Raw genomic sequence first — 18,387 nt, 5'->3', positions numbered from 1 at the left:
CAGATGACTCGCATACGCAAATGGCTACCGAAACTCGCCTTGGTGGCGACTTCGGTCATGGCGCTGTCGGCTACGGCCACGGCGGCTGAAAAACCCAACATTCTGGTGATCTTCGGCGATGACATCGGCCAGACCAATATCAGCGCCTATTCGATGGGGGTGGTGGGCTACAAGACCCCGAACATCGACCGCATCGCCAAAGAAGGCATGATTTTCACCGATTACTATGCGGAGAACAGCTGTACGGCTGGACGATCGTCGTTCATCACCGGCCAGACGCCGCTGCGTACCGGTCTGTCGAAAGTCGGCATTCCCGGTGCACCGGTGGGCCTGCAGAAACGTGACATCACCATTGCTCAGGCCCTCAAGTCGCAGGGCTATGCGACCGGCCAGTTCGGCAAGAACCACTTGGGCGACAAGGACGAATACCTGCCGACCAACCACGGTTTCGACGAATTCTTCGGCAACCTGTACCACCTCAATGCGGAAGAAGAACCTGAACGTCCGTACTGGCCGAAAGATGACGCCGAGTTCGTCAAGGCTGTGTCTCCGCGTGGCGTGATCCACAGCTTCGCCGACGGCAAGATCGAAGACACCGGCGCGCTGACCACCAAGCGCATGGAAACCATCGACGACGAAACCACCGCTGCTGCGCAAGCGTTCATCGAGAAACAGGCCAAGGCGGACAAACCGTTCTTCGTCTGGATGAACACCACGCGCATGCACTTGTTCACCCACGTGCGTGATTCGATGAAGGGCCAGAGTGGCATGCCCGGCAATGAATATGCGGACGGCATGCTCGAGCACGACGCCGACGTCGGCAAACTGCTGAAAACCCTTGATGACCTGAAAATCACCGACAACACCATCGTTGTCTACACCACCGACAACGGTCCTAACCAGTTCTCCTGGCCAGATGCGGCGACCACGCCGTTCCGCAACGAGAAAAACTCCAACTGGGAAGGTGCTTATCGCGTGCCGGCAATGGTTCGCTGGCCGGGCAAGATCAAACCGGGTGAAGTCACCAACGAGATGTTCTCGGGCCTGGACTGGTTCCCGACCTTGCTCGCAGCGGCTGGTGAAACCGATGTCGCCAACAAGTTGCTCAAAGGCTGGGCGCCAACCTCCGGCGGTACCAGCTTCAAGGTGCATCTGGACGGTTACAATCAATTGCCTTTCCTGACCGGCCAAAGCCCTAAGAGTGAGCGTAAAGAGTTCTACTACTTCAACGATGACGGCGTGCTCGTGTCGATGCGCTATGGCAACTGGAAAGCGGTGTTCTGCGAACAACGCGCCCCGGGCGGTTTCAAGGTCTGGAGCGAACCGTTCGTGTGCCTGCGTGTGCCGAAAATCTTCAACCTGCGGATGGACCCGTACGAACGTGCTGACATCGTTTCCGATCAGTACTACGACTGGACCACCAAAAACGTTTATCTGACCGAAATGGCCGTGATGAAATCGGCGGCGTTCCTGCAGACCTTCGTCGAGTACCCACCGAGCCAGAAACCCGCCAGCTTCAGCATCGACCAGATCCGTGCTGCGGTTGACGCCAAAATTGCCGAAAAAATGAAAGCGCAGCCTGCGCAGTAACACCGCAAGACTGCCGCCCACCCTCACCGGCGGGCGGACTTATTGATCGTTCCCACGCACTGCGTGGGGACGCAGCCCGGGACGCTCCGCGTCCCTTGCCGAAGCGGACGCAGAGCGTCCAATGAGGCATTCCCGCGCAGAGCGTGGGAACGATCAGCCAGTCTCAATGACTTTTGAATTAAGGCCTCCGCATGTCCTCACGTATCGCCAGCAAGCCATCGGCCATACCCGCTTCGCACGCCACCTCCCAGGCCCTGCTCATCCCGGCTCTGCTGCTGTGCATCTCCGGCGCGGCGGCACTTGTCTTTCAGGTGTTGTGGATCAAACAACTGTCGCTGGTGGTCGGCGTCGAGGTTTACGCGATCACAACCGGAATCAGCGCATTCTTCGCCGGGCTGGCTATCGGTGGCTGGCTGTTCGGCCGCTGGGCCGATCGCTTGCAGCAACCGGTGTTGTTGTATGCCGGGCTGGAAGTGCTGGTGGCGATATTGGCGGTCGGTGCGACGGTGGCCATGAGCCTGGCAGCCAGTCCGTTTGCCTGGTTGCAGGAACACCTCGGTCCGCTGGCGTGGCTGTTGCCTTTTGCACTGGTTGGCCTGCCGGCAGTGTTGATGGGCGGCACGCTGCCGGTGCTGGTGCGTTCGCTGGCCACTGACCCGGGCAAGGCCGGCGGCCAGTTGTATGCGGCGAACACCTTGGGCGCGATTGTAGGCACCCTGCTCGCCGCGTTCGTTTTGATCGCCAGCCTCGGCGTACGTGGCAGTGCCTTGTTTGCGGCGATGCTCAATCTGTTGGCCGCCGTCGGTGCTTTGTGGTTTGCCCGGCAACATCCGGCGCCGGTAACCACCACCATCAAACATCACGTAGAAAAAGCCCCGGATCGAACCGCGCTGTGGCTGTATTCCATCGCTGGCGGCGTGGCGCTCGGTTATGAGGTGGTCTGGTCGCAATCGATCGTGCAGTTCATGAGCACCCGCACCTACGCATTTGCCGTGGTGCTGGCGACCTATCTGAGCGGGCTGTTTATCGGCAGCGCCCTGCTCGCGCGCCGGGTCGAGCGTATTCGTGATCCGTGGGGCGTGTTCGGTTTGCTGATTGCCGGTGCCGGGCTGGTCGCGCTACTGGAAATCGCCCTGCTCGGACGCTGGCTGGTGATCGCGCAGAGTCAGGCGGAAATCTGGCTATTGAGTCTGGGCGCCACTGAACTGGCCGGCATGAGCGCGCGCTTTGCGGTGGCAGCGTTAAGCATCGTGTTTGTGCCGACGCTGTTGCTGGGGGCCGCATTCCCACTGGCCTTGCGCCTGAGTGTCGGTCAGGAGCGCATCGGCCGTGATGTCGGTGCGGTGGTGGCGTTCAATACCCTCGGCGGGATTGTCGGGGTGATGCTCTGCGGCTTCCTGTTGATCCCGCTGCTGGGGCTGGTGCGCACCTTGGGCCTGCTGGCGATTATCGCCGCCGGCATCGGCTATTTTGCCGTACGCAAAGGTCATCACGTCAAGAAGGGCCGGCGTCAGGCGGTGGTCGCCCTCGGTCTGGTCTCGGTTGCGTTTGCCGTGTTTACCCCGGTCGACAAACTCGCCAGCCTGTTGCCCGGTGCGCGCAATGGCAGCCTGTCGTTCTACGAAGAAGGCCGCGGTGGCACCGTTGCCGTGGTTGCTCAAGGTCGCGGCGAGAACACCTTCCACCGTTTGTACATTCAAGGCGTATCGAACACCGGCGATGCCATGCCCTCGCTGCGCTATATGCGCGTGCAAGCCCTGCTGCCGCTGTTGATTCACAACGGTGAGCCACGCTCGACACTGGTGATCGGTTTCGGCACCGGCATCACCGCTGGCGCCCTGCTGCGCTACCCGGGGCTGGAACATCGGGTGGTCGCCGAGTTGCTGCCGTCAGTGGTCAAAGCCGCGCCGCTGTTCAAGGGCAACTTCAACGCCGCCAGCGATCCCGGCGTCGATGTGCGTCTGCGCGACGGGCGCCAGGAACTGCTGCGCAGCGCACAAACCTACGACCTGATCACCCTCGAACCGCCACCGCCTTCTGCGGCCGGCGTGGTCAACCTGTATTCGCGGGACTTCTACCAGTTGGCAGCCAGTCGTCTGGAGAACCAAGGCATCGTCGCGCAGTGGCTGCCATTACCGACGCAGAACATCGACGACTCGCGTTCGCTGGTGCGCAGCTTCCTTGATGTGTTCCCGTATGCCTCGCTGTGGACCAGTGAGTTCCACGAGATGTTGCTGGTCGGCTCAATGCAGCCAATGGAACTGGACGCCGCAAAAATCACCGCACGCTTCCAGCAGGACAGCGTACGCAGCACCTTGCAGGATGTCGGCATCGGCTCAGCCGCTGCCCTGCTCGCGACCTGGGTGACGGATCGCGCCGGGCTTGAACGCTTTGCTGCCGATGCGCCTGCGGTGACCGACGATCAACCGCGCATCGAGTACGCACCCTGGGTGCGCAGCAAGGAAATCACGCGCGTGTTGCCGGCACTGTTGGACCTGTATCAGGCGCCGCCACTGGTGAATGCCGATGCCGGTTTCAATGAACGTATGGAAACCCATCGCCAGCGCTTGATGCAGTTCTATCGCGCCAGCCTGCATGCCTATGACGGCGACCGCGATGCCTGGGCACGGGATATCGGCGAGGTGATGCGCGGCGATGGCGGCAACCCGTATTTCCGCTGGTTCGTCGGCAAATGAAAGGAGGCTGAGGACTTTTCGACGCGAAACAGGTAGGGTGCGCACAATCAAAGTGCCACCACTGGACCGCGTCGAAGGTTTTCATGGAGTTGTACACGCAATGAGTTGCTGGACCGTGCTTGGCCTTACGGCCGACGCCGATACGCGCAGTATCAAACGCCAATACGCTGCCCTGCTCAAACAGACCCGTCCGGACGAAGACGCCGAGGGCTTCCAGCGCCTGCGTGACGCCTATGAGCAAGCCCTGAATTACAAGGAATGGGCGCAGGCCAACGAGGACAACGAAGCGCAGGACGACAGCTGGGACTTGACCGGCCTGACCGTGGTCGAAGTCGATGCCTTGCAACAGGCGATTCGCTCGCTGCACGGCACCAGCCTTGCGCAACTGCAACAGCGCCATGCCCTCGCCGTTGAGCAGGGTTGCGCGCACATCCTCGAAGAAACCCTGCTGCAGCATTGCATCGAACACCCTGACACGTCGGCGCCGATGGTCGATTGGGCGGTTCAGACGTATCACTGGTTCGGCGCCTGGCAGCGGCTTGAGCTGGATGAAGAGTCGATCGAGCTGTTGCTCGATCAGCAGCGTGAACGCATGACTCGACCGCTGCGTGATGCCCTCGAACGTGAGGACAGTGCGGCCTTTTTGCAGGCCTACGCACAGAGTGCTCAATGCCTCTGGCTCGACGCTGAAGTACACCGGCTGTGGTTCAACCTGTTCCTCAGTCGATTGCTGCTGGACAGCGAATACTGGTCCTCTGATATTTTCGAACAGGTTTGTGCGGGCCAGAGCTGGCATCCCGGCCCGGCCAACCGTTGCCCGCAAGACGAATGGAAGCGTCTGATCGCTCGCCATGAAAGCCCGCTTTTTATCGCCCGGCAGCGGCAACTCGCCGAAGAGCCGCCCGCCACTGCCGAACACCGCGCCGCACGCCTGTTGCTCGGCACCGGCCCGTTCAGCCAGCGCCGCGCATTGGCCCGGCGCCTGCGCGAAGAGGATTGGCTGCAATGCCGCCAATTGAGCTCGGCGCTGTATGCCAATCATCCCAAAGTCTGCGCCGAGCTACCCGGTGGCACCGCGTTTTTCTGGCGCGACTGGGAGCTGAGCCGTGGCGAATGGCCGACGTACCTTGGCGTGGTGCTGGCTTGCCTGATCGGTGCCTTTGCGCACTTCATCCCGCTGGGGCTGCGCGTCACCGGGTTGTTCAATATTTTCATGGTATCGATCGTGGTGTTTGGCGTAATCGCCGCCGGCCTCAATTGGCTGGCCCACGATCTGGCGCACCGTTATTGGCTGCTGGATGACTGGCTCAGCGCGCGGCTGTGCCCGGGGATCGCGGCGCCATTCGGTGTAATTCGCGACCTGATTCCCTGTGCGCTGATGGTCGCCGGACTCACTTGGCTATTCGGCCCTGTCGGCGGGGTGGTCTATGCGACGACGTTGGCGGTGGTCGGTCTGGTCCGCCGGCGCCAGGTCCAGCCACACGTGTCCTGGGAACAGCGCAATCCGCTGCTGAAGATTTGCCTGGTGGTCCTCGGCGTTGTTGCCCTGGTGATCGCCCTCGGCGTGCTCAATGTGATCGCCAGCAAAGACACGGTGACTCGCAATCAGGGACTGCAACCCTGGGCCGAGCGCTTGTGCAGTCGTCTGCCCGCCACGGCGACCGGCTGCGGTGCACCCGCCACCCGTGAGCAATGGTATGGCGCGGAGGCAAAACCATGAGTTCACGACTGATGTTTGTCAGTGGCCTGCTGCTCGCGCTGCTGGTGATGGGGCTGTCGGGGGCAACGACGCCGTTCCTGCAACTCGACCTGTGGCTGGACAATCGCGACGCGCCCGTGACTGCTCAGGCCAACGCGCTGAGCCCGATCATCACCTGCGTCAACCGTGTCGATGTGCATTGGCAGGTCGCCTACGAGCAATACAAACATCCCAAACCGCCAAAGGATTATTCCGCCGCCAATTGGGTGCCCGAGCCACGGGACTTCGAGGACAGTGATGCGCGCATCGTGCAGGATATCCAGAAGGATGTCTGTCTCTCCAACATGAACCTGAAGCTCGACCTTCTGGGCTATCAGCCGGGACTCTCGCAACGCGCCCGTGACTATGCGCAAGCGCTGCAGGACGTGGCAACGGTATCGATGCCCTCACGATTCGATAGAAGTGCAAGTTTCGTTTCCGTGTTCCCGAATCCGTCAGGGGGCTACCGGGAGCGGTACCTGAGCGCCATTGCTGACTACCTCAAAACGTCGGCGGCCCTGAGAAAAGACCTTGTGACACTCGATATCGCTCAGCGCAGCGAACAACTGAAACGCCTCGAAGCGCGCGTGGGCAAGGAGATTCACTGGTCTCTGCTGGCGTACATGATTGAGGCCCGGGAGACACTGGAGCGACTGGAAGACGGGATGAAGCAACGAACGCTGACACCGCAAACCGTGGCGGACACCACCGCCAGCCTGCAACAGGCGTGGGATCGCCGCGAGCCTTTCATGCGATTGCGCGAGCGCGGATTACGCACCAGGGATGATGACGCAAAGGAACTATGGGAATACATCAGCGAGCCAGCGCAGCACTACCTCGACGCGCTAAACACCCTGCACAAGGACTGGCAGGACCACGCCGAACCGCAACGTTTGAGCGAAGACTACTACGCCGTCACCCGTGGTTACGACGCCCTGCTCAGCCACTACAACCGCCGGGCACGCACCAACTTCTGAGGAGCTGCACCGGCCGGAGAATCCTCGCGGACAATCCGGCCGGGCGCACTTATTTGGCAGCCTTGAGCTTCAGATACGACTGACGCATGTCCGAGGCCCAGCCATCGATCACCGGTTTGACGTCGTTGGCGCTCATCGCCTGCGAATCATTTTCCAATGGCTTGCCGGTGCCTTTGCGCACCACTTGCGAGATAACCTTGTTGCTCGCGCCATCGAGGAACACCGCTTCGGTGGCCAGGGTGGTTTCCTGATCGCGAATACCGCTGGCCGTGCTGACCGCTGCCGCCACCAGGGCAATCGGAATCACCTCATACGCGTGCAGGCCTTCGGTCTTGCTGCTCACGGCGGTGATCGCCGCACGCACCACAATCACGCCCGGGCCAGGACCGGTCGCCAACGGCAGGTCTTTGCCGATTTCACGCTTGAGTGCCTGATCGTAGTAGGAAGTGATGCCATTGAGGGTCTGCTGGGAGATTTTCGCGGTCGGTTGCGGTTTCGGGTACAGCTGGGTCGGCTCGATGTACACACTGGTGAATTTCTTGAAGTCCACCTTCGGATCGATCCAGCGCATGACCTCGGCACCGGACGGTGATTTGGCCTCCTTGAGCTGGCTGTAGTCTTTGAGGAAGCCTGAGTACTCTTTCGGGTCGACGGTTTTGCTGGAACAACCCACCATTGCGACGGTGGCAATGCACAGAGTGCCCATCATCACTGCTAGCTTCATGCTGTAACTCCTGTCAGAAGGCCAAAACTTTGCCCGGGGGAATTACAGGTATAGCTAAAACCTCAGTAATTGCGATTACAAAGCACAATATTCACGCAAGGCTGCGCGGCGGATCACAACCGTCATTTGACAGATGCGGATGATCCGGCAAAGCTGCACCGAGCTTGAACGCACGCCAGACGGCAAATGCACCTGGACTACGGAAGTCGCAATGCCCAAGCATAAAAATAAAACAGCACAACCTGACCCTGATTCGCCTCGTTCTGCAATTTCCAAGTACGTGTTCCCGATCACCATCGGTGTGCTGCTCGCCGCCGTCGCGGGCATCGGCTGGTTTCTGTTCAGCCCTGCGCCCGCCCCCGTAAAACCTGCGCCAATAAGCGTGCCGCCCCCCGTAAAGCCGCAGCCCGTTGTGGCAAGCAAACCGGCAACCATGGTCGATGAGCAACAATGCCAGGGCTGCCACAGCGAACAGGTCAAGGACTGGCAAGGCTCGCATCACCAGCTGGCGATGCAGCCGGCGAACGCTGAAACGATGCTCGGCGATTTCAACAACATCACCTTCAAAGCCGAAAACGAGACCACCCGTTTCTCGCGCAAGGGCGATGAATTCTGGGTCAATACGCCCGGCATCGACGGCAAGAATGCCGACTTCAAAGTCGCCTATACCTTCGGCATCGCGCCGCTGCAGCAATACCTGATCGAGGTCGGCGAAGGTCGCTTGCAGGCGCTCGGTGTGGCGTGGGATACCGAGAAACATCGCTGGTTTCATCTCTACCCCGGCCAGGGCGTCAACTTCAAGAATCCGCTGCACTGGAGCAAGCCGAGCCAGAACGCCAACTTCATGTGCGTCGAGTGCCACACCACCGGCTTCAAGCGCAACTTCGATGCGGCGAGCAACACCTTCAACAGTCAGTGGAACAGCCTCGGGGTCGGTTGCCAGGCGTGCCACGGTCCGGCCTCGAATCACTTGGAATGGACGCAGAAAAAAGGCGATCTGATCCATCAGGGCTTTGACGTCGACCTCAAGGACAAGAACGCCACCGTCGAGATCGAAACCTGCGCCCGTTGCCATGCGCGTCGTGCGCCGCTGGGCGATGGCTACACCGTCGGCAAGCGCCTGATGGACGATTACCTGCCGAGTACCCTCACCCGCGAATTGTATGCGCTGGACGGCAAGATCAAGGATGAAGTGTTCGAACACGGCTCGTTCCTGCAAAGCAAAATGTTCGACAAGGGCGTGCGTTGCAGCAACTGCCACAACCCGCACAGCACCGAACTGAAAGCCCCGGGCAATGCGGTGTGCCTGCAATGCCATAACACCGCTGGCAAGACGTCGGTCGACGGCGTCGACGGCAAAGGCCTGCAAGCGAAGAACTACGATTCCATCGAACACACCCGCCACACCCCGGGGCAGCCCGGTTCGCAGTGCGTGGATTGTCACATGCCCGGCAAGTTCTACATGGGCAATGACTTCAGGCACGACCACAGCTTCAGCATTCCCAACCCGGAACGGGCGCAAAAACTCGGCACACCTGACGCCTGCCTGACCTGCCATCAGGGCAAGGCTGGCGACAAGGTCACCGCGCAGTTCAAGTTGTGGAGCGCTTCCACCGCGCCGTTGGCACCGCGTTATGACGAAAGCCTGTGGTTGATCCGCAATGGCCAACCGGGCGCCGCGGATGCGCTGTATGAGCAGTTGCAGCGCAGCAACCTGCCGGCAATTCAACGCGCCACATTGCTCGCCGAGCTGCCGCTGTACCCGAGCGAACAGGCGTTGAAACTGGCCACACAGGATCTGAAAAACCCGGCGCCGCAAGTGCGCGAAAGTGCGGTGCGAGCGATCAGTGCATTCCTGCCGCCACCCGAGCGTGCGCCGCTGTTGTCGCCGCTGCTCGCTGATCCAGTAAAAGCCGTGCGCATCGTTGCCGCTCGGGACTTGTTGAGTGTTGCGCGCAATAACGGTCTCGGCGCGGCGCAAGCCAATTGGGATGCCGCGATCGCCGAATACGAAGCGGTGCAGAAAAGTCTGCTGGAGCGTGCCGAGGCCAATCTGAACCTGGCGATGCTGTATCAGGCCAGTGGCCGTGGTTCGGAAGTTGAAGGTCTGCTGCGCTCGGCACTCAAACGCGACCCGGATTTCTACCCGGCGCTGGTGACACTGGCGCAGTGGCTGGAGGCCAATAGTCGCGGTCAGGAAGCGCAGACGCTGTTGGATGACAGCCTCAAGCAGCATCCGGACGCGGCGCTGTTGCAGCACACCCGTGGCTTGTCGCTGATCCGCGCCGGCCAGGCTGGCGAGGCCATGTCGCCGCTGAAGAAAGCCGCGCAACTGGAGCCACAGAACGCGCAGTACGGTTATGTGCTGGCGGTGGCACTGCATGAAAGCGGCAAGGTCGATGAGGCGTGTGCGGTGCTGGAGGGTTTGCTCAAGGTACAACCGGCGAACCGCAATGCGCGGTTGTCACTGATTCAGTGGTATCTCGACAGTGGGCAGGAACCGAAGGCGCAGGTGCTGTTGCAGGGGTGGAAGAAGATGAACATGGGGGATCCGGCGCTTAAGTGATTGGCTGGAGATTGTCTTGCCCTCACCCTAGCCCTCTCCCACTGGTAGAGGGGACCGACCGGGGGATATTCAAGAGATACACCGACGTGAACGATTGGCTTTGAATCCATAATCGACTCGGTCTTTCACGTCGGTGCAGGACGCCAGACACCTCGGTCAGTCCCCTCTGCCAGAGGTAGAGGGGCCGATTGGGGAATATTCAAGAGTCCCGCCGACTTGAACGATTGGCTTTGAATCCATAATCGACTCGGCCTTTCACGTCGGTGCAGGACGACAGACAACTCGGTCAGTCCCCTCTCCCACTGGGAGAGGGTTAGGGTGAGGGGCTTTTCAGGGTTCACCCCATTACCAGGACGAAGTCTCGCCACTGCGCAACGCCATCTCCCGCCGACTGTTGATGTGCATCGCCTTGATCAGCGACACCGTGCCCACCAGCAAAATCGCCGCGCCCAACAGGAAGTCGATGTTGTACAACTGAAAATCCTGCACCGGCCCGATCAGCAGCACCCGCACGATCGACGCGCCCAACAGCGTGGCAAGGAAGTCGATCCCCGGCTCATTACGGTAAAACACCAGCAGCAACGGCAGACACAACACCAACAGCAGCAACAACACCACAACCTTGAACGAACCCTTGCGCTCAACGCTGAAGGCACATTCGTGCGGGCCGTAAGCCTTGTAATCCTCGTCGCGAATCATCGAGGTTTTCTCGTTGATGTAGTCGACACGGTTGTACTTCTGGATCGGTGTGAAGGTGTTCGACATTTCCATCAGTGTGGTGATGTTCTTGAAGCGCAGATCAATGCGCTCGCTGCCTTTGAGGTAATAAAGCACCGGTTTGTAGCCGTAACGGTAGGTGTCGAAGGGAAATTCGGTGACTTGACCCTGTACGCCGATAGGGCGCGGTTCAAGTTCGGCGTAGGCGCTTTTGTTGGTGGCCGACAGGTTGCGGCTCAGCGGCTGTACCTTGACCTGCTCAAGGAAGATCGGCGTGACGCCGTAGGACCACTGCAACGGTTCCAGTCGCAAACGCAGTTCGTTGCGGCTGAGGTCGTAACGGTTGAAAGTGCGCTCCGAGACCACCAGCGAACCACTGAGCATGAACTCGCCGCGCAGATTGTTGGTGACCCGCAAGGTCAACTGATCCTTGCCCAGCAGCGCTGCTTCCGTAGTCGGTGGTGTGCCACACCATGCGCTGCTTTCGCCGACGCCGCCGAGCTGGCCGTCGCGGTTTTCCTTGAATACATAAAAGTAACTGGCCCACAGCGTCACCATCAAAAGCAACGCTGTGAGGCCGAGGATTTTTTTGCCCGGACTCACTGATCAGACTCCCTTCTTCGGTTCCATCGTCCAGCCGAAAACCCGCTGGCGACGGCGACTCTACCAAAAGGCCACCACTGACCCAAGGAAAAATGCCCGATTCATCAGGTTTCTAGGGGTTTCCCCGGTGTACATCGAAGATCAAAAGATCGTCCGAACGCGGCCCGAACCTGCGGCAGCTCCTACACGCGATCCACTGTAGGAGCTGCCGCAGGCTGCGATCTTTTTTAACCGTCAACGCCGACGAAAAAGCGGACGCGGCTCGATCACCGAACGCCCATACAGCACGCTCATTCCGGCCAACCCCTTCAGCGCATCCTCGGCAGATTTGTCCTCGCGCACCGCAAAACTGTCGAACCCGCACTGGCGCATATGGCTGAGCTGATCACGCAACACGTCGCCGATCGCGCGCAACTCCCCTGCCCAGCCGAAACGACTGCGCAGCAGATACGCCTGGCTGTAAGCACGGCCGTCGCGAAAACTCGGGAAGTCCAGCGCGATCAGCGGCAATGAGCCCAGCCACGGCACCAGGCTTTCGACCTCATCGTCGGGGCCGAGCCACACGGCGTGAGTCGACGGCGATTCCAGCCAATGCGTCAGCGGCAGCATCAACAAACCATCTGGCCTTGGCGTCGATGGCTCGCGCACCAGCGTCCATGGATCGTCCGTAACAATCCGCGCTACACCCTGCTCCAGCCGCAACAGATTATTCATACCGCGGCCTCCAGCGTCTTCGGATAGACCCGCTCCTTGAACGGCTCCAGGCCGATCCGCGCCACGGTATCGACAAACAATTCCTCGTGCTCGCGATAGCGCACAAACGTGCCGATGATCCGCTCGATAACCTGCGGTACTTCGGCAGCGCTGAACGACGGGCCGATGACTTTGCCCAGCGCACTCTGCTTGCCCTGCGCACCGCCGATGGTGATCTGATACCACTCGCTGCCGTTCTTATCGACGCCCAGAATGCCGATATTGCCAATGTGGTGATGACCGCAGGCGTTCATGCAGCCAGAAATGTTCAGGCTGATATCACCCAGATCGTGCAAATAATCGAGGTTATCGAAACGTGCCTGAATCGCCTGAGCGATCGGGATCGATTTGGCGTTGGCCAAGGCACAGAAATCGCCACCCGGGCAGGCAATGATGTCGGTCAGCAAGCCGACGTTGGCGCTGCCCAGATCGTGTTTGCACGCCAGTTGCCACAGCGCGTAGAGATCGGTTTTCGGCACATCGGGCAGGACGATGTTCTGCTCGTGGGCAATACGAATCTCGCCGAAACCAAAACGCTGCGACCAGTCGGCGACGGCGAGCATCTGCGCGCCGGTCACATCCCCCGGTGGCGAAGCCATACCCGGCTTGGTCGACAGCACCACGCTGGTGTAACCCGGCACCTTGTGCGGCTGCACGTTACGCGCGACCCAACGGGCAAACGCCGGGCTTTCGGCCAGGCGCGTGCCGAAGTCCAGATCGGTGTCGGCCAGGGTGTGATAAACCGGCGGCACGAACGCACTGGCAACGCGCTGATATTCGTCTTCGGTCAGTTGTGCCGGGCCGTCCTTGAGGTGTTGCCATTCCTCTTCGACTTCCTTGGCAAACGCCTCGATGCCCAGAGCCTTGACCAGAATCTTGATCCGCGCCTTGTACTTGTTGTCACGCCGGCCGTGACGGTTGTACACCCGCAGAACCGCTTCGACGTACGACAGCAAATGCTGCCACGGCAAGCCCTCGCGAATCTGCAAACCGAGGATCGGCGTGCGGCCCAGGCCACCGCCGACGATGACCCGCAGCAACATCTGCCCGTCGCGGCCGGGGTAAAGGTACAGGCCGATGTCGTGCATCATGATCGCCGCGCGATCTTGCTTCGCCGAGCAGATAGCGATCTTGAATTTGCGCGGCAGAAACAGGAATTCCGGGTTGATCGTCGACCACTGCCGCAGAATCTCGGCCAGCGGGCGCGGGTCGATCAACTCGTCCGCCGCGACCCCGGCGAACGCCTCGGTAGTGATGTTGCGCACGCAGTTGCCGGAGGTCTGGATCGCGTGCATGTTGACCTGCGCCAGGCGTTCGAGGATGTCCGGCACCTCGGCCAGTTCGATCCAGTTGAACTGCATATTTTGCCGCGTGGTGAAGTGGCCGTAACCGCGATCGTAATCGCTGGCGATGCTCGCCAAGGTGCGCATCTGCTCGGCGCTCAACGTGCCGTAGGGAATCGCCACCCGCAGCATGTAGGCGTGCTTCTGCATGTACAGGCCGTTTTGCAGGCGCAGCGGCAGGAACTCCTCTTCGCTCAATTCCCCGGCCATGAAGCGCTCGACCTGATCGCGAAACTGCGCAACGCGCTCGAACACCAGCGCCCGGTCGTAATCATCGTATTGATACATGCCACTGCCACCTCATCAGGACGCACACAATTCCTGTAGGAGTGAGCCTGCTCGCGATAGCGGTGTGTCAGGCAACTGAGATGTTGACTGACACACCGCTATCGCGAGCAGGCTCACTCCTACAGATTTTGCACGCACTATGGCGTTACGGCGCAGCACGTTACAGATTCACCTGAGGCGATAAAAACCATATCAGGGCGCGGCAGAACGCCGCAGTCAGCCCTTCAATCTGATCCGCACAAATGAAAGATTCCTGAGCCTGTTTTGTTTCTGAAGGGGTTTCTACAGTGCAGCTCATGCCAGACCGGGTGGCCTGGCAAGACTTTGCAACCGTGGATGAACTGACCATGAGCACAGCAACAATCGGACAGGCTTATAACTACAAGGTCGTCCGCCAATTCGTCATTGCGACGATTTTCTGGGGTGTGGTGGGGATGGCGATGGGGGTTTTCATCGCCTCGCAACTGGTGTGGCCGGAGATGAATCTGGACCTGCCATGGACCACCTTTGGCCGACTGCGACCGCTGCACACCAGCCTGGTGATTTTCGGTTTCGCCGGCAGCGCGCAATTCGCCGCCAGTTACTACGCGGTGCAGCGCACCTGTCAGGTGCGGCTGTATTCAGACAAACTCGCCGCTTTCACCTTCTGGGGCTGGCAATCGGTGATCGTGATCATGCTGATCACCCTGCCGCTGGGCTACACCACCACCAAGGAATACGCCGAGATCGAATTCTCCGGCGCGGTGTGGATGGCTGTTGTCTGGGTCGCCTACGCCATCGTGTTTTTCACCACCGTGGTGCAGCGCAAGACCAAACACATCTACGTCGGCAACTGGTTTTTCGGCGCGTTCATTCTGGTGATCGCCATGCTCCATGTGGTCAATCACCTGTCAATTCCGGTGGACTGGTTCAAGTCCTATCCGGTGTATTCCGGCGCCACCGATGCGATGGTGCAATGGTGGTACGGGCATAACGCAGTGGGCTTCTTCCTGACCACCGGGTTCCTCGGGATGATGTATTACTTCGTGCCGAAGCAGGTCAATCGGCCGGTGTATTCGTATCGTTTGTCGATCGTGCATTTCTGGGCGCTGATCACCCTGTACATCTGGGCCGGCCCGCACCATTTGCACTACACCGCGCTGCCGGACTGGGCGCAGTCACTGGGCATGGCCATGTCCCTGATCCTGCTCGCGCCGAGCTGGGGCGGGATGATCAACGGCATGATGACCTTGTCCGGTGCCTGGCATAAGTTGCGCACCGACCCGATCCTGCGCTTTCTCGTACTGTCGCTGGCGTTCTACGGCATGTCGACGTTTGAAGGACCGATGATGGCGATCAAAACCGTCAACGCCCTCTCCCACTACACCGACTGGACCATCGGCCACGTGCACGCTGGCGCCTTGGGTTGGGTGGCGATGATCACCTTCGGCGCGACCTATCACATGGTGCCGAAAGTCTTTGGCCGCGAGCAGATGTACAGCACGCCGCTGATCAACCTGCACTTCTGGCTAGCGACCATCGGCACGGTGTTGTACATCGCCTCGATGTGGGTCAACGGCATCACTCAGGGCCTGATGTGGCGGGCGATCAACGAGGACGGCACGCTGACCTACTCGTTCGTCGAAGCGCTGCAGGCCAGTCACCCGGGATTCATCGTGCGCTTTGCCGGCGGGGTGTTCTTCCTCACGGGTATGTTGCTGATGGCTTACAACGTCTGGCGCACGGTGCGGGTTGCCGACGTCGCGCTGGCCCACCGCGAAGCACAGATCGCCTGAGGCAGGGAGCCGCTCGTGATGGAAATTTTCTTTGATGTGTTGGGCGTGGTGTTTCTGTGGCTGGCGGTGGAGTACTGCTTGCGGCGGGAAACGGCGGACAGTCTGGATGAGGCGAGCATGGTGCCGTTTGCCGATGACCCCGAGGTGGCGCGGCGGGTTGAGCTGGCCACCGGTAAAACCGTGAACGCGGTGGCGCCGGAGGTGGCGAAGCCGGGGTGGGTCAATCTGGAGATGTGAGGGGTGTCAGGTGGGCGGCCCTCACCCTAGCCCTCTCCCAGAGGGAGAGGGAACTGACCGAGTTGTTTGTTCGAGTTACGTCGACCTGAAATATCCAAGGTGAATGCAATCTCAAAACCAACGAAGATCGGCTCCCTTCCCCCCTCGTCCGCGGAGGGAGAGGGAATTGATCGAGTTGTTTGTTCGGGTTACACCGACCTGAAATATCCAGTCGAACTCAGGTTTTGGCCATCCCCCAATCGGCTCCCTTTCCCCCTCGCCCCCCTGGGGGAGAGGGCTGGGGTGAGGGGGTAAGCTCTTGATCTTAACTACGGTCGCGCGGAATCAGGCTCTGCAACTGCTGCGCCAGAAAGCTCGCATCAAACACAAAGGTATCCGGATCCTTCAGTCCATTGGTCTTGCGCCACTGCCACTCGCCATTTGGCAGGCCAACCAACGAAATGCTGCCATAGCGCGCCGCCGTCAATCCCATAACCGCCAGTGAAATCTGCCCTGCGCTACCCATCACATCCGGCACAAACTCCACCGGTTTGCCGGCAATCACAATGCTCAGTTTCTCGGTCTTGAAGGTCGATGTCTCCACCGGCGTGCTCGGCCCGAACGCAACATAAGCCTCACGACTCACCTCCAGCAGATTCGGCGCCTGCACCGGCTCCAACCATTGCTGAATATCGCCGAACAGCGCAGTAATCCGCGAGGCCCAGGCAGCCGATTGCGTCTCGAACAGTTGCTTCTTGTGCGCTTCGCTCTCGGCGTAATGACGAAGCATCTCGCCCAGTTGTTGTACGTCGTCCATAGCGGTGTTCCTCGGAAAGGAGCTGCAAAGGTCGATAGTGGCAGATACCAGCCCCGGCGTACGTTTAACCTGCACCCGCCCCGATAAAGCACCATGACACTTGCGTGAAAGATCAGCGGTACAGTCACTGGCTGCTGGCATCGAAGTGTGAAGAAAAGGAAACTCCGGGCAGACCTGAACGCTCGACACTGTCATTTGCCTGAGGAAATCCAATGCGCACCATCGGCCTGATCGGCGGCATGAGCTGGGAATCCAGCGCCGAATACTATCGACTCATCAATCAGCAAGTCCGTGATCACCTCGGCCCGTTGCGCTCGGCACAATTGCTGATGTACAGCGTCGACTTCGGCCCTGTCGAACAGGCCCAGCACGCCGGGCGCTGGGACGATGCGGCGGCGATTCTGGTGGACGCCGCGCGCAGGCTCGAAGCCGGCGGCGCTGATTGTGTGGTGCTGTGTACCAACACCATGCACAAGGTCGCCGAGCAGATTCAGGCGGCGATCAACATTCCGTTTCTGCACATTGCCGAACCGGCCGCGCAGGCGGCTCTGGAGATTGATGCCCGCACCGTCGGCTTGCTCGGCACGGCATTCACGATGGAGCAGGACTTTCTCAAGCAGCGTTTGATTGCTCAGGGTTTGACGGTATTGGTGCCGGATGAAGCCGAGCGCAAGGACGTGCACCGGATCATCTACGACGAACTCTGCGTCGGCGTGATCAGCGATCAGTCGCGACAAATCTATCAGCGGGTCATTGAATCCCTCACCGCTCGCGGCGCGCAGGCGATCATCCTCGGCTGCACGGAAATCGGCCTGTTGGTCAAACCCGAACACAGCACCCTGCCCCTGCTCGACACCACCGAACTGCATGCGCAGTCGGCGGTGGCCTTCGCGCTAGGCAAATGAGTCAGGTTTTCGGGCGATTGCGCAGGCGGGCCATGCTCAGGGTGTCGACCCACTGCCCATCACGCACCGCGTAATCGCGAAACAGGCCTTCGGTCTCGAAACCGAATTTGCGGTAGAGCGCGATGGCGGCTTCATTGTCGGCGTAAACCGAGAGTTCGACGCGGTGCAGATTCATCCAGTTGTCGGCGACGTCGAGTGCTGCTGTCAACAGCTTCGAACCCACGCCTTTGCCCTGCCACGCCCCGGCGACTGCCATACCGACGCTGCCGGCGTGGCTGCGGCGAATCCGCGAATAGTTTTCCAGCCCCAGATGGCCGATGACCTGGCCCTGATGCAGCGCGACCAGCTTCAACACCCGTTCATTCTCCGCCAGCAGCCGTTGCCGCCAGACGTCGACAGACTGGAACGGCATCTGCAACACCTGCCGGGTGACGGCCCGCTCGTTGTAGAGCGCAGTGACAGCCTCGATGTGCGACTCGCTGAAACGTTCGATGTGAATGGCGGCGTTGTGGTCGGGCATGGCGGATCCTTCCTGGATCGATGTGTGGCTGACCACTCTAAACCGATCAACCGCTGTCTGGCGAATATCAAAATGTGGGAGCGAGCCTGCTCGCGAAAGCGGTGTGTCAGGCAATAGATATGTTGAATGTCAGATTGCTTTCGCGAGCAGGCTCGCTCC

14 protein-coding genes are annotated in these 18,387 nt (G+C 60.2%); 8 read left to right on the top strand and 6 right to left on the bottom strand.

Annotation, left to right across the window (positions count from 1 at the left end; genetic code table 11):
• Positions 1-3 precede the first annotated feature (3 nt).
• The 4 genes from FGA82_RS25820 (at position 4) to FGA82_RS25805 (ending at position 7,001) form a co-directional block, all read left to right on the top strand.
• Positions 4-1,590, top strand: a complete 1,587-nt coding sequence (locus FGA82_RS25820; protein ID WP_141129271.1) for an arylsulfatase — start codon at positions 4-6, stop codon at positions 1,588-1,590.
• Positions 1,591-1,781: 191 nt separating this feature from the next.
• Positions 1,782-4,286 carry a fused MFS/spermidine synthase gene (locus FGA82_RS25815; protein WP_141129270.1) on the top strand — a complete coding sequence of 835 codons (2,505 nt, stop codon included), beginning with the start codon at positions 1,782-1,784 and terminating at the stop codon, positions 4,284-4,286.
• A gap of 100 nt (positions 4,287-4,386) precedes the next feature.
• The gene (locus FGA82_RS25810) at positions 4,387-6,006 is read left to right on the top strand and encodes a J domain-containing protein (RefSeq protein ID WP_141129269.1); all 1,620 of its coding nucleotides are present in this window, start codon (positions 4,387-4,389) and stop codon (positions 6,004-6,006) included.
• Entirely contained in the window at positions 6,003-7,001 is a 999-nt protein-coding gene (locus FGA82_RS25805) for a DUF3829 domain-containing protein (RefSeq protein ID WP_141129268.1), read from the top strand. Before FGA82_RS25810 ends, FGA82_RS25805 begins: the two co-directional genes overlap by 4 nt.
• Before the next feature lie 49 nt (positions 7,002-7,050).
• Here the strand turns inward: FGA82_RS25805 and FGA82_RS25800 are convergent, their stop codons facing one another.
• Entirely contained in the window at positions 7,051-7,725 is a 675-nt protein-coding gene (locus FGA82_RS25800) for a DUF3313 domain-containing protein (protein ID WP_141129267.1), read from the bottom strand.
• A 211-nt stretch (positions 7,726-7,936) separates the two neighbouring features.
• Between FGA82_RS25800 and FGA82_RS25795 the strand changes: the two genes are divergently transcribed.
• Positions 7,937-10,291 carry a tetratricopeptide repeat protein gene (locus FGA82_RS25795; protein ID WP_141129266.1) on the top strand — a complete coding sequence of 785 codons (2,355 nt, stop codon included), beginning with the start codon at positions 7,937-7,939 and terminating at the stop codon, positions 10,289-10,291.
• A 345-nt stretch (positions 10,292-10,636) separates the two neighbouring features.
• Here FGA82_RS25795 and FGA82_RS25790 read toward each other — a convergent pair whose 3' ends face one another.
• The 3 genes from FGA82_RS25790 to FGA82_RS25780 all read right to left on the bottom strand — a co-directional run bounded on the left by FGA82_RS25790 (position 10,637) and on the right by FGA82_RS25780 (position 13,995).
• Positions 10,637-11,611, bottom strand: a complete 975-nt coding sequence (locus tag FGA82_RS25790) for a hypothetical protein (protein WP_141129265.1) — start codon at positions 11,609-11,611, stop codon at positions 10,637-10,639.
• Between the two features lie 234 nt (positions 11,612-11,845).
• Positions 11,846-12,325: a DUF934 domain-containing protein gene (locus tag FGA82_RS25785; RefSeq protein ID WP_141129264.1), complete on the bottom strand. Its 480-nt coding sequence runs from the start codon at positions 12,323-12,325 to the stop codon at positions 11,846-11,848.
• On the bottom strand, positions 12,322-13,995 hold the full coding sequence (locus tag FGA82_RS25780; protein ID WP_141129263.1) for a nitrite/sulfite reductase: 1,674 nt from the start codon (positions 13,993-13,995) through the stop codon (positions 12,322-12,324). The genes FGA82_RS25785 and FGA82_RS25780 overlap by 4 nt, the downstream gene beginning before the upstream one ends.
• A 347-nt stretch (positions 13,996-14,342) precedes the next feature.
• Between FGA82_RS25780 and ccoN the strand changes: the two genes are divergently transcribed.
• Both ccoN and FGA82_RS25765 read left to right on the top strand, forming a co-directional pair.
• Positions 14,343-15,770, top strand: coding sequence for a cytochrome-c oxidase, cbb3-type subunit I (ccoN, locus tag FGA82_RS25770; protein WP_095119025.1), 1,428 nt, complete (start codon positions 14,343-14,345; stop codon positions 15,768-15,770).
• An 18-nt stretch (positions 15,771-15,788) separates the two neighbouring features.
• Positions 15,789-16,007: a cbb3-type cytochrome c oxidase subunit 3 gene (locus tag FGA82_RS25765; RefSeq protein ID WP_141129262.1), complete on the top strand. Its 219-nt coding sequence runs from the start codon at positions 15,789-15,791 to the stop codon at positions 16,005-16,007.
• Positions 16,008-16,311: 304 nt separating this feature from the next.
• Here FGA82_RS25765 and FGA82_RS25760 read toward each other — a convergent pair whose 3' ends face one another.
• Positions 16,312-16,803, bottom strand: coding sequence for a hypothetical protein (locus tag FGA82_RS25760; protein ID WP_141129261.1), 492 nt, complete (start codon positions 16,801-16,803; stop codon positions 16,312-16,314).
• A gap of 212 nt (positions 16,804-17,015) precedes the next feature.
• Here FGA82_RS25760 and FGA82_RS25755 point away from each other — a divergent pair, with 212 nt between their 5' ends.
• Positions 17,016-17,708 (top strand): aspartate/glutamate racemase family protein, encoded by a 693-nt coding sequence (locus FGA82_RS25755; protein ID WP_141129260.1) that lies wholly within the window; start codon positions 17,016-17,018, stop codon positions 17,706-17,708.
• A 1-nt stretch (position 17,709) separates the two neighbouring features.
• Here FGA82_RS25755 and FGA82_RS25750 read toward each other — a convergent pair whose 3' ends face one another.
• The gene (locus FGA82_RS25750) at positions 17,710-18,228 is read right to left on the bottom strand and encodes a GNAT family N-acetyltransferase (protein WP_141129259.1); all 519 of its coding nucleotides are present in this window, start codon (positions 18,226-18,228) and stop codon (positions 17,710-17,712) included.
• Positions 18,229-18,387 lie beyond the last annotated feature (159 nt).

Source organism: Pseudomonas fluorescens, assembly GCF_005938625.1.
Classification (GTDB): domain Bacteria; phylum Pseudomonadota; class Gammaproteobacteria; order Pseudomonadales; family Pseudomonadaceae; genus Aquipseudomonas; species Aquipseudomonas fluorescens_BD.
The sequence above is the reverse complement of the archived record's forward strand: the minus strand, read 5'-3'. Positions and strand labels throughout refer to the sequence as shown.

Coding starts and splice junctions, on each gene's coding strand:
- FGA82_RS25780 (WP_141129263.1), bottom strand. CDS start 13,995: ATGTATCAATACGATGATTACGACCGGGCGCTGGTGTTCGAGCGCGTT.
- FGA82_RS25795 (WP_141129266.1), top strand. CDS start 7,937: ATGCCCAAGCATAAAAATAAAACAGCACAACCTGACCCTGATTCGCCT.
- FGA82_RS25755 (WP_141129260.1), top strand. CDS start 17,016: ATGCGCACCATCGGCCTGATCGGCGGCATGAGCTGGGAATCCAGCGCC.
- FGA82_RS25810 (WP_141129269.1), top strand. CDS start 4,387: ATGAGTTGCTGGACCGTGCTTGGCCTTACGGCCGACGCCGATACGCGC.
- FGA82_RS25785 (WP_141129264.1), bottom strand. CDS start 12,325: ATGAATAATCTGTTGCGGCTGGAGCAGGGTGTAGCGCGGATTGTTACG.
- FGA82_RS25820 (WP_141129271.1), top strand. CDS start 4: ATGACTCGCATACGCAAATGGCTACCGAAACTCGCCTTGGTGGCGACT.
- FGA82_RS25765 (WP_141129262.1), top strand. CDS start 15,789: ATGGAAATTTTCTTTGATGTGTTGGGCGTGGTGTTTCTGTGGCTGGCG.
- FGA82_RS25760 (WP_141129261.1), bottom strand. CDS start 16,803: ATGGACGACGTACAACAACTGGGCGAGATGCTTCGTCATTACGCCGAG.
- FGA82_RS25750 (WP_141129259.1), bottom strand. CDS start 18,228: ATGCCCGACCACAACGCCGCCATTCACATCGAACGTTTCAGCGAGTCG.
- FGA82_RS25815 (WP_141129270.1), top strand. CDS start 1,782: ATGTCCTCACGTATCGCCAGCAAGCCATCGGCCATACCCGCTTCGCAC.
- FGA82_RS25805 (WP_141129268.1), top strand. CDS start 6,003: ATGAGTTCACGACTGATGTTTGTCAGTGGCCTGCTGCTCGCGCTGCTG.
- ccoN (WP_095119025.1), top strand. CDS start 14,343: ATGAGCACAGCAACAATCGGACAGGCTTATAACTACAAGGTCGTCCGC.
- FGA82_RS25800 (WP_141129267.1), bottom strand. CDS start 7,725: ATGAAGCTAGCAGTGATGATGGGCACTCTGTGCATTGCCACCGTCGCA.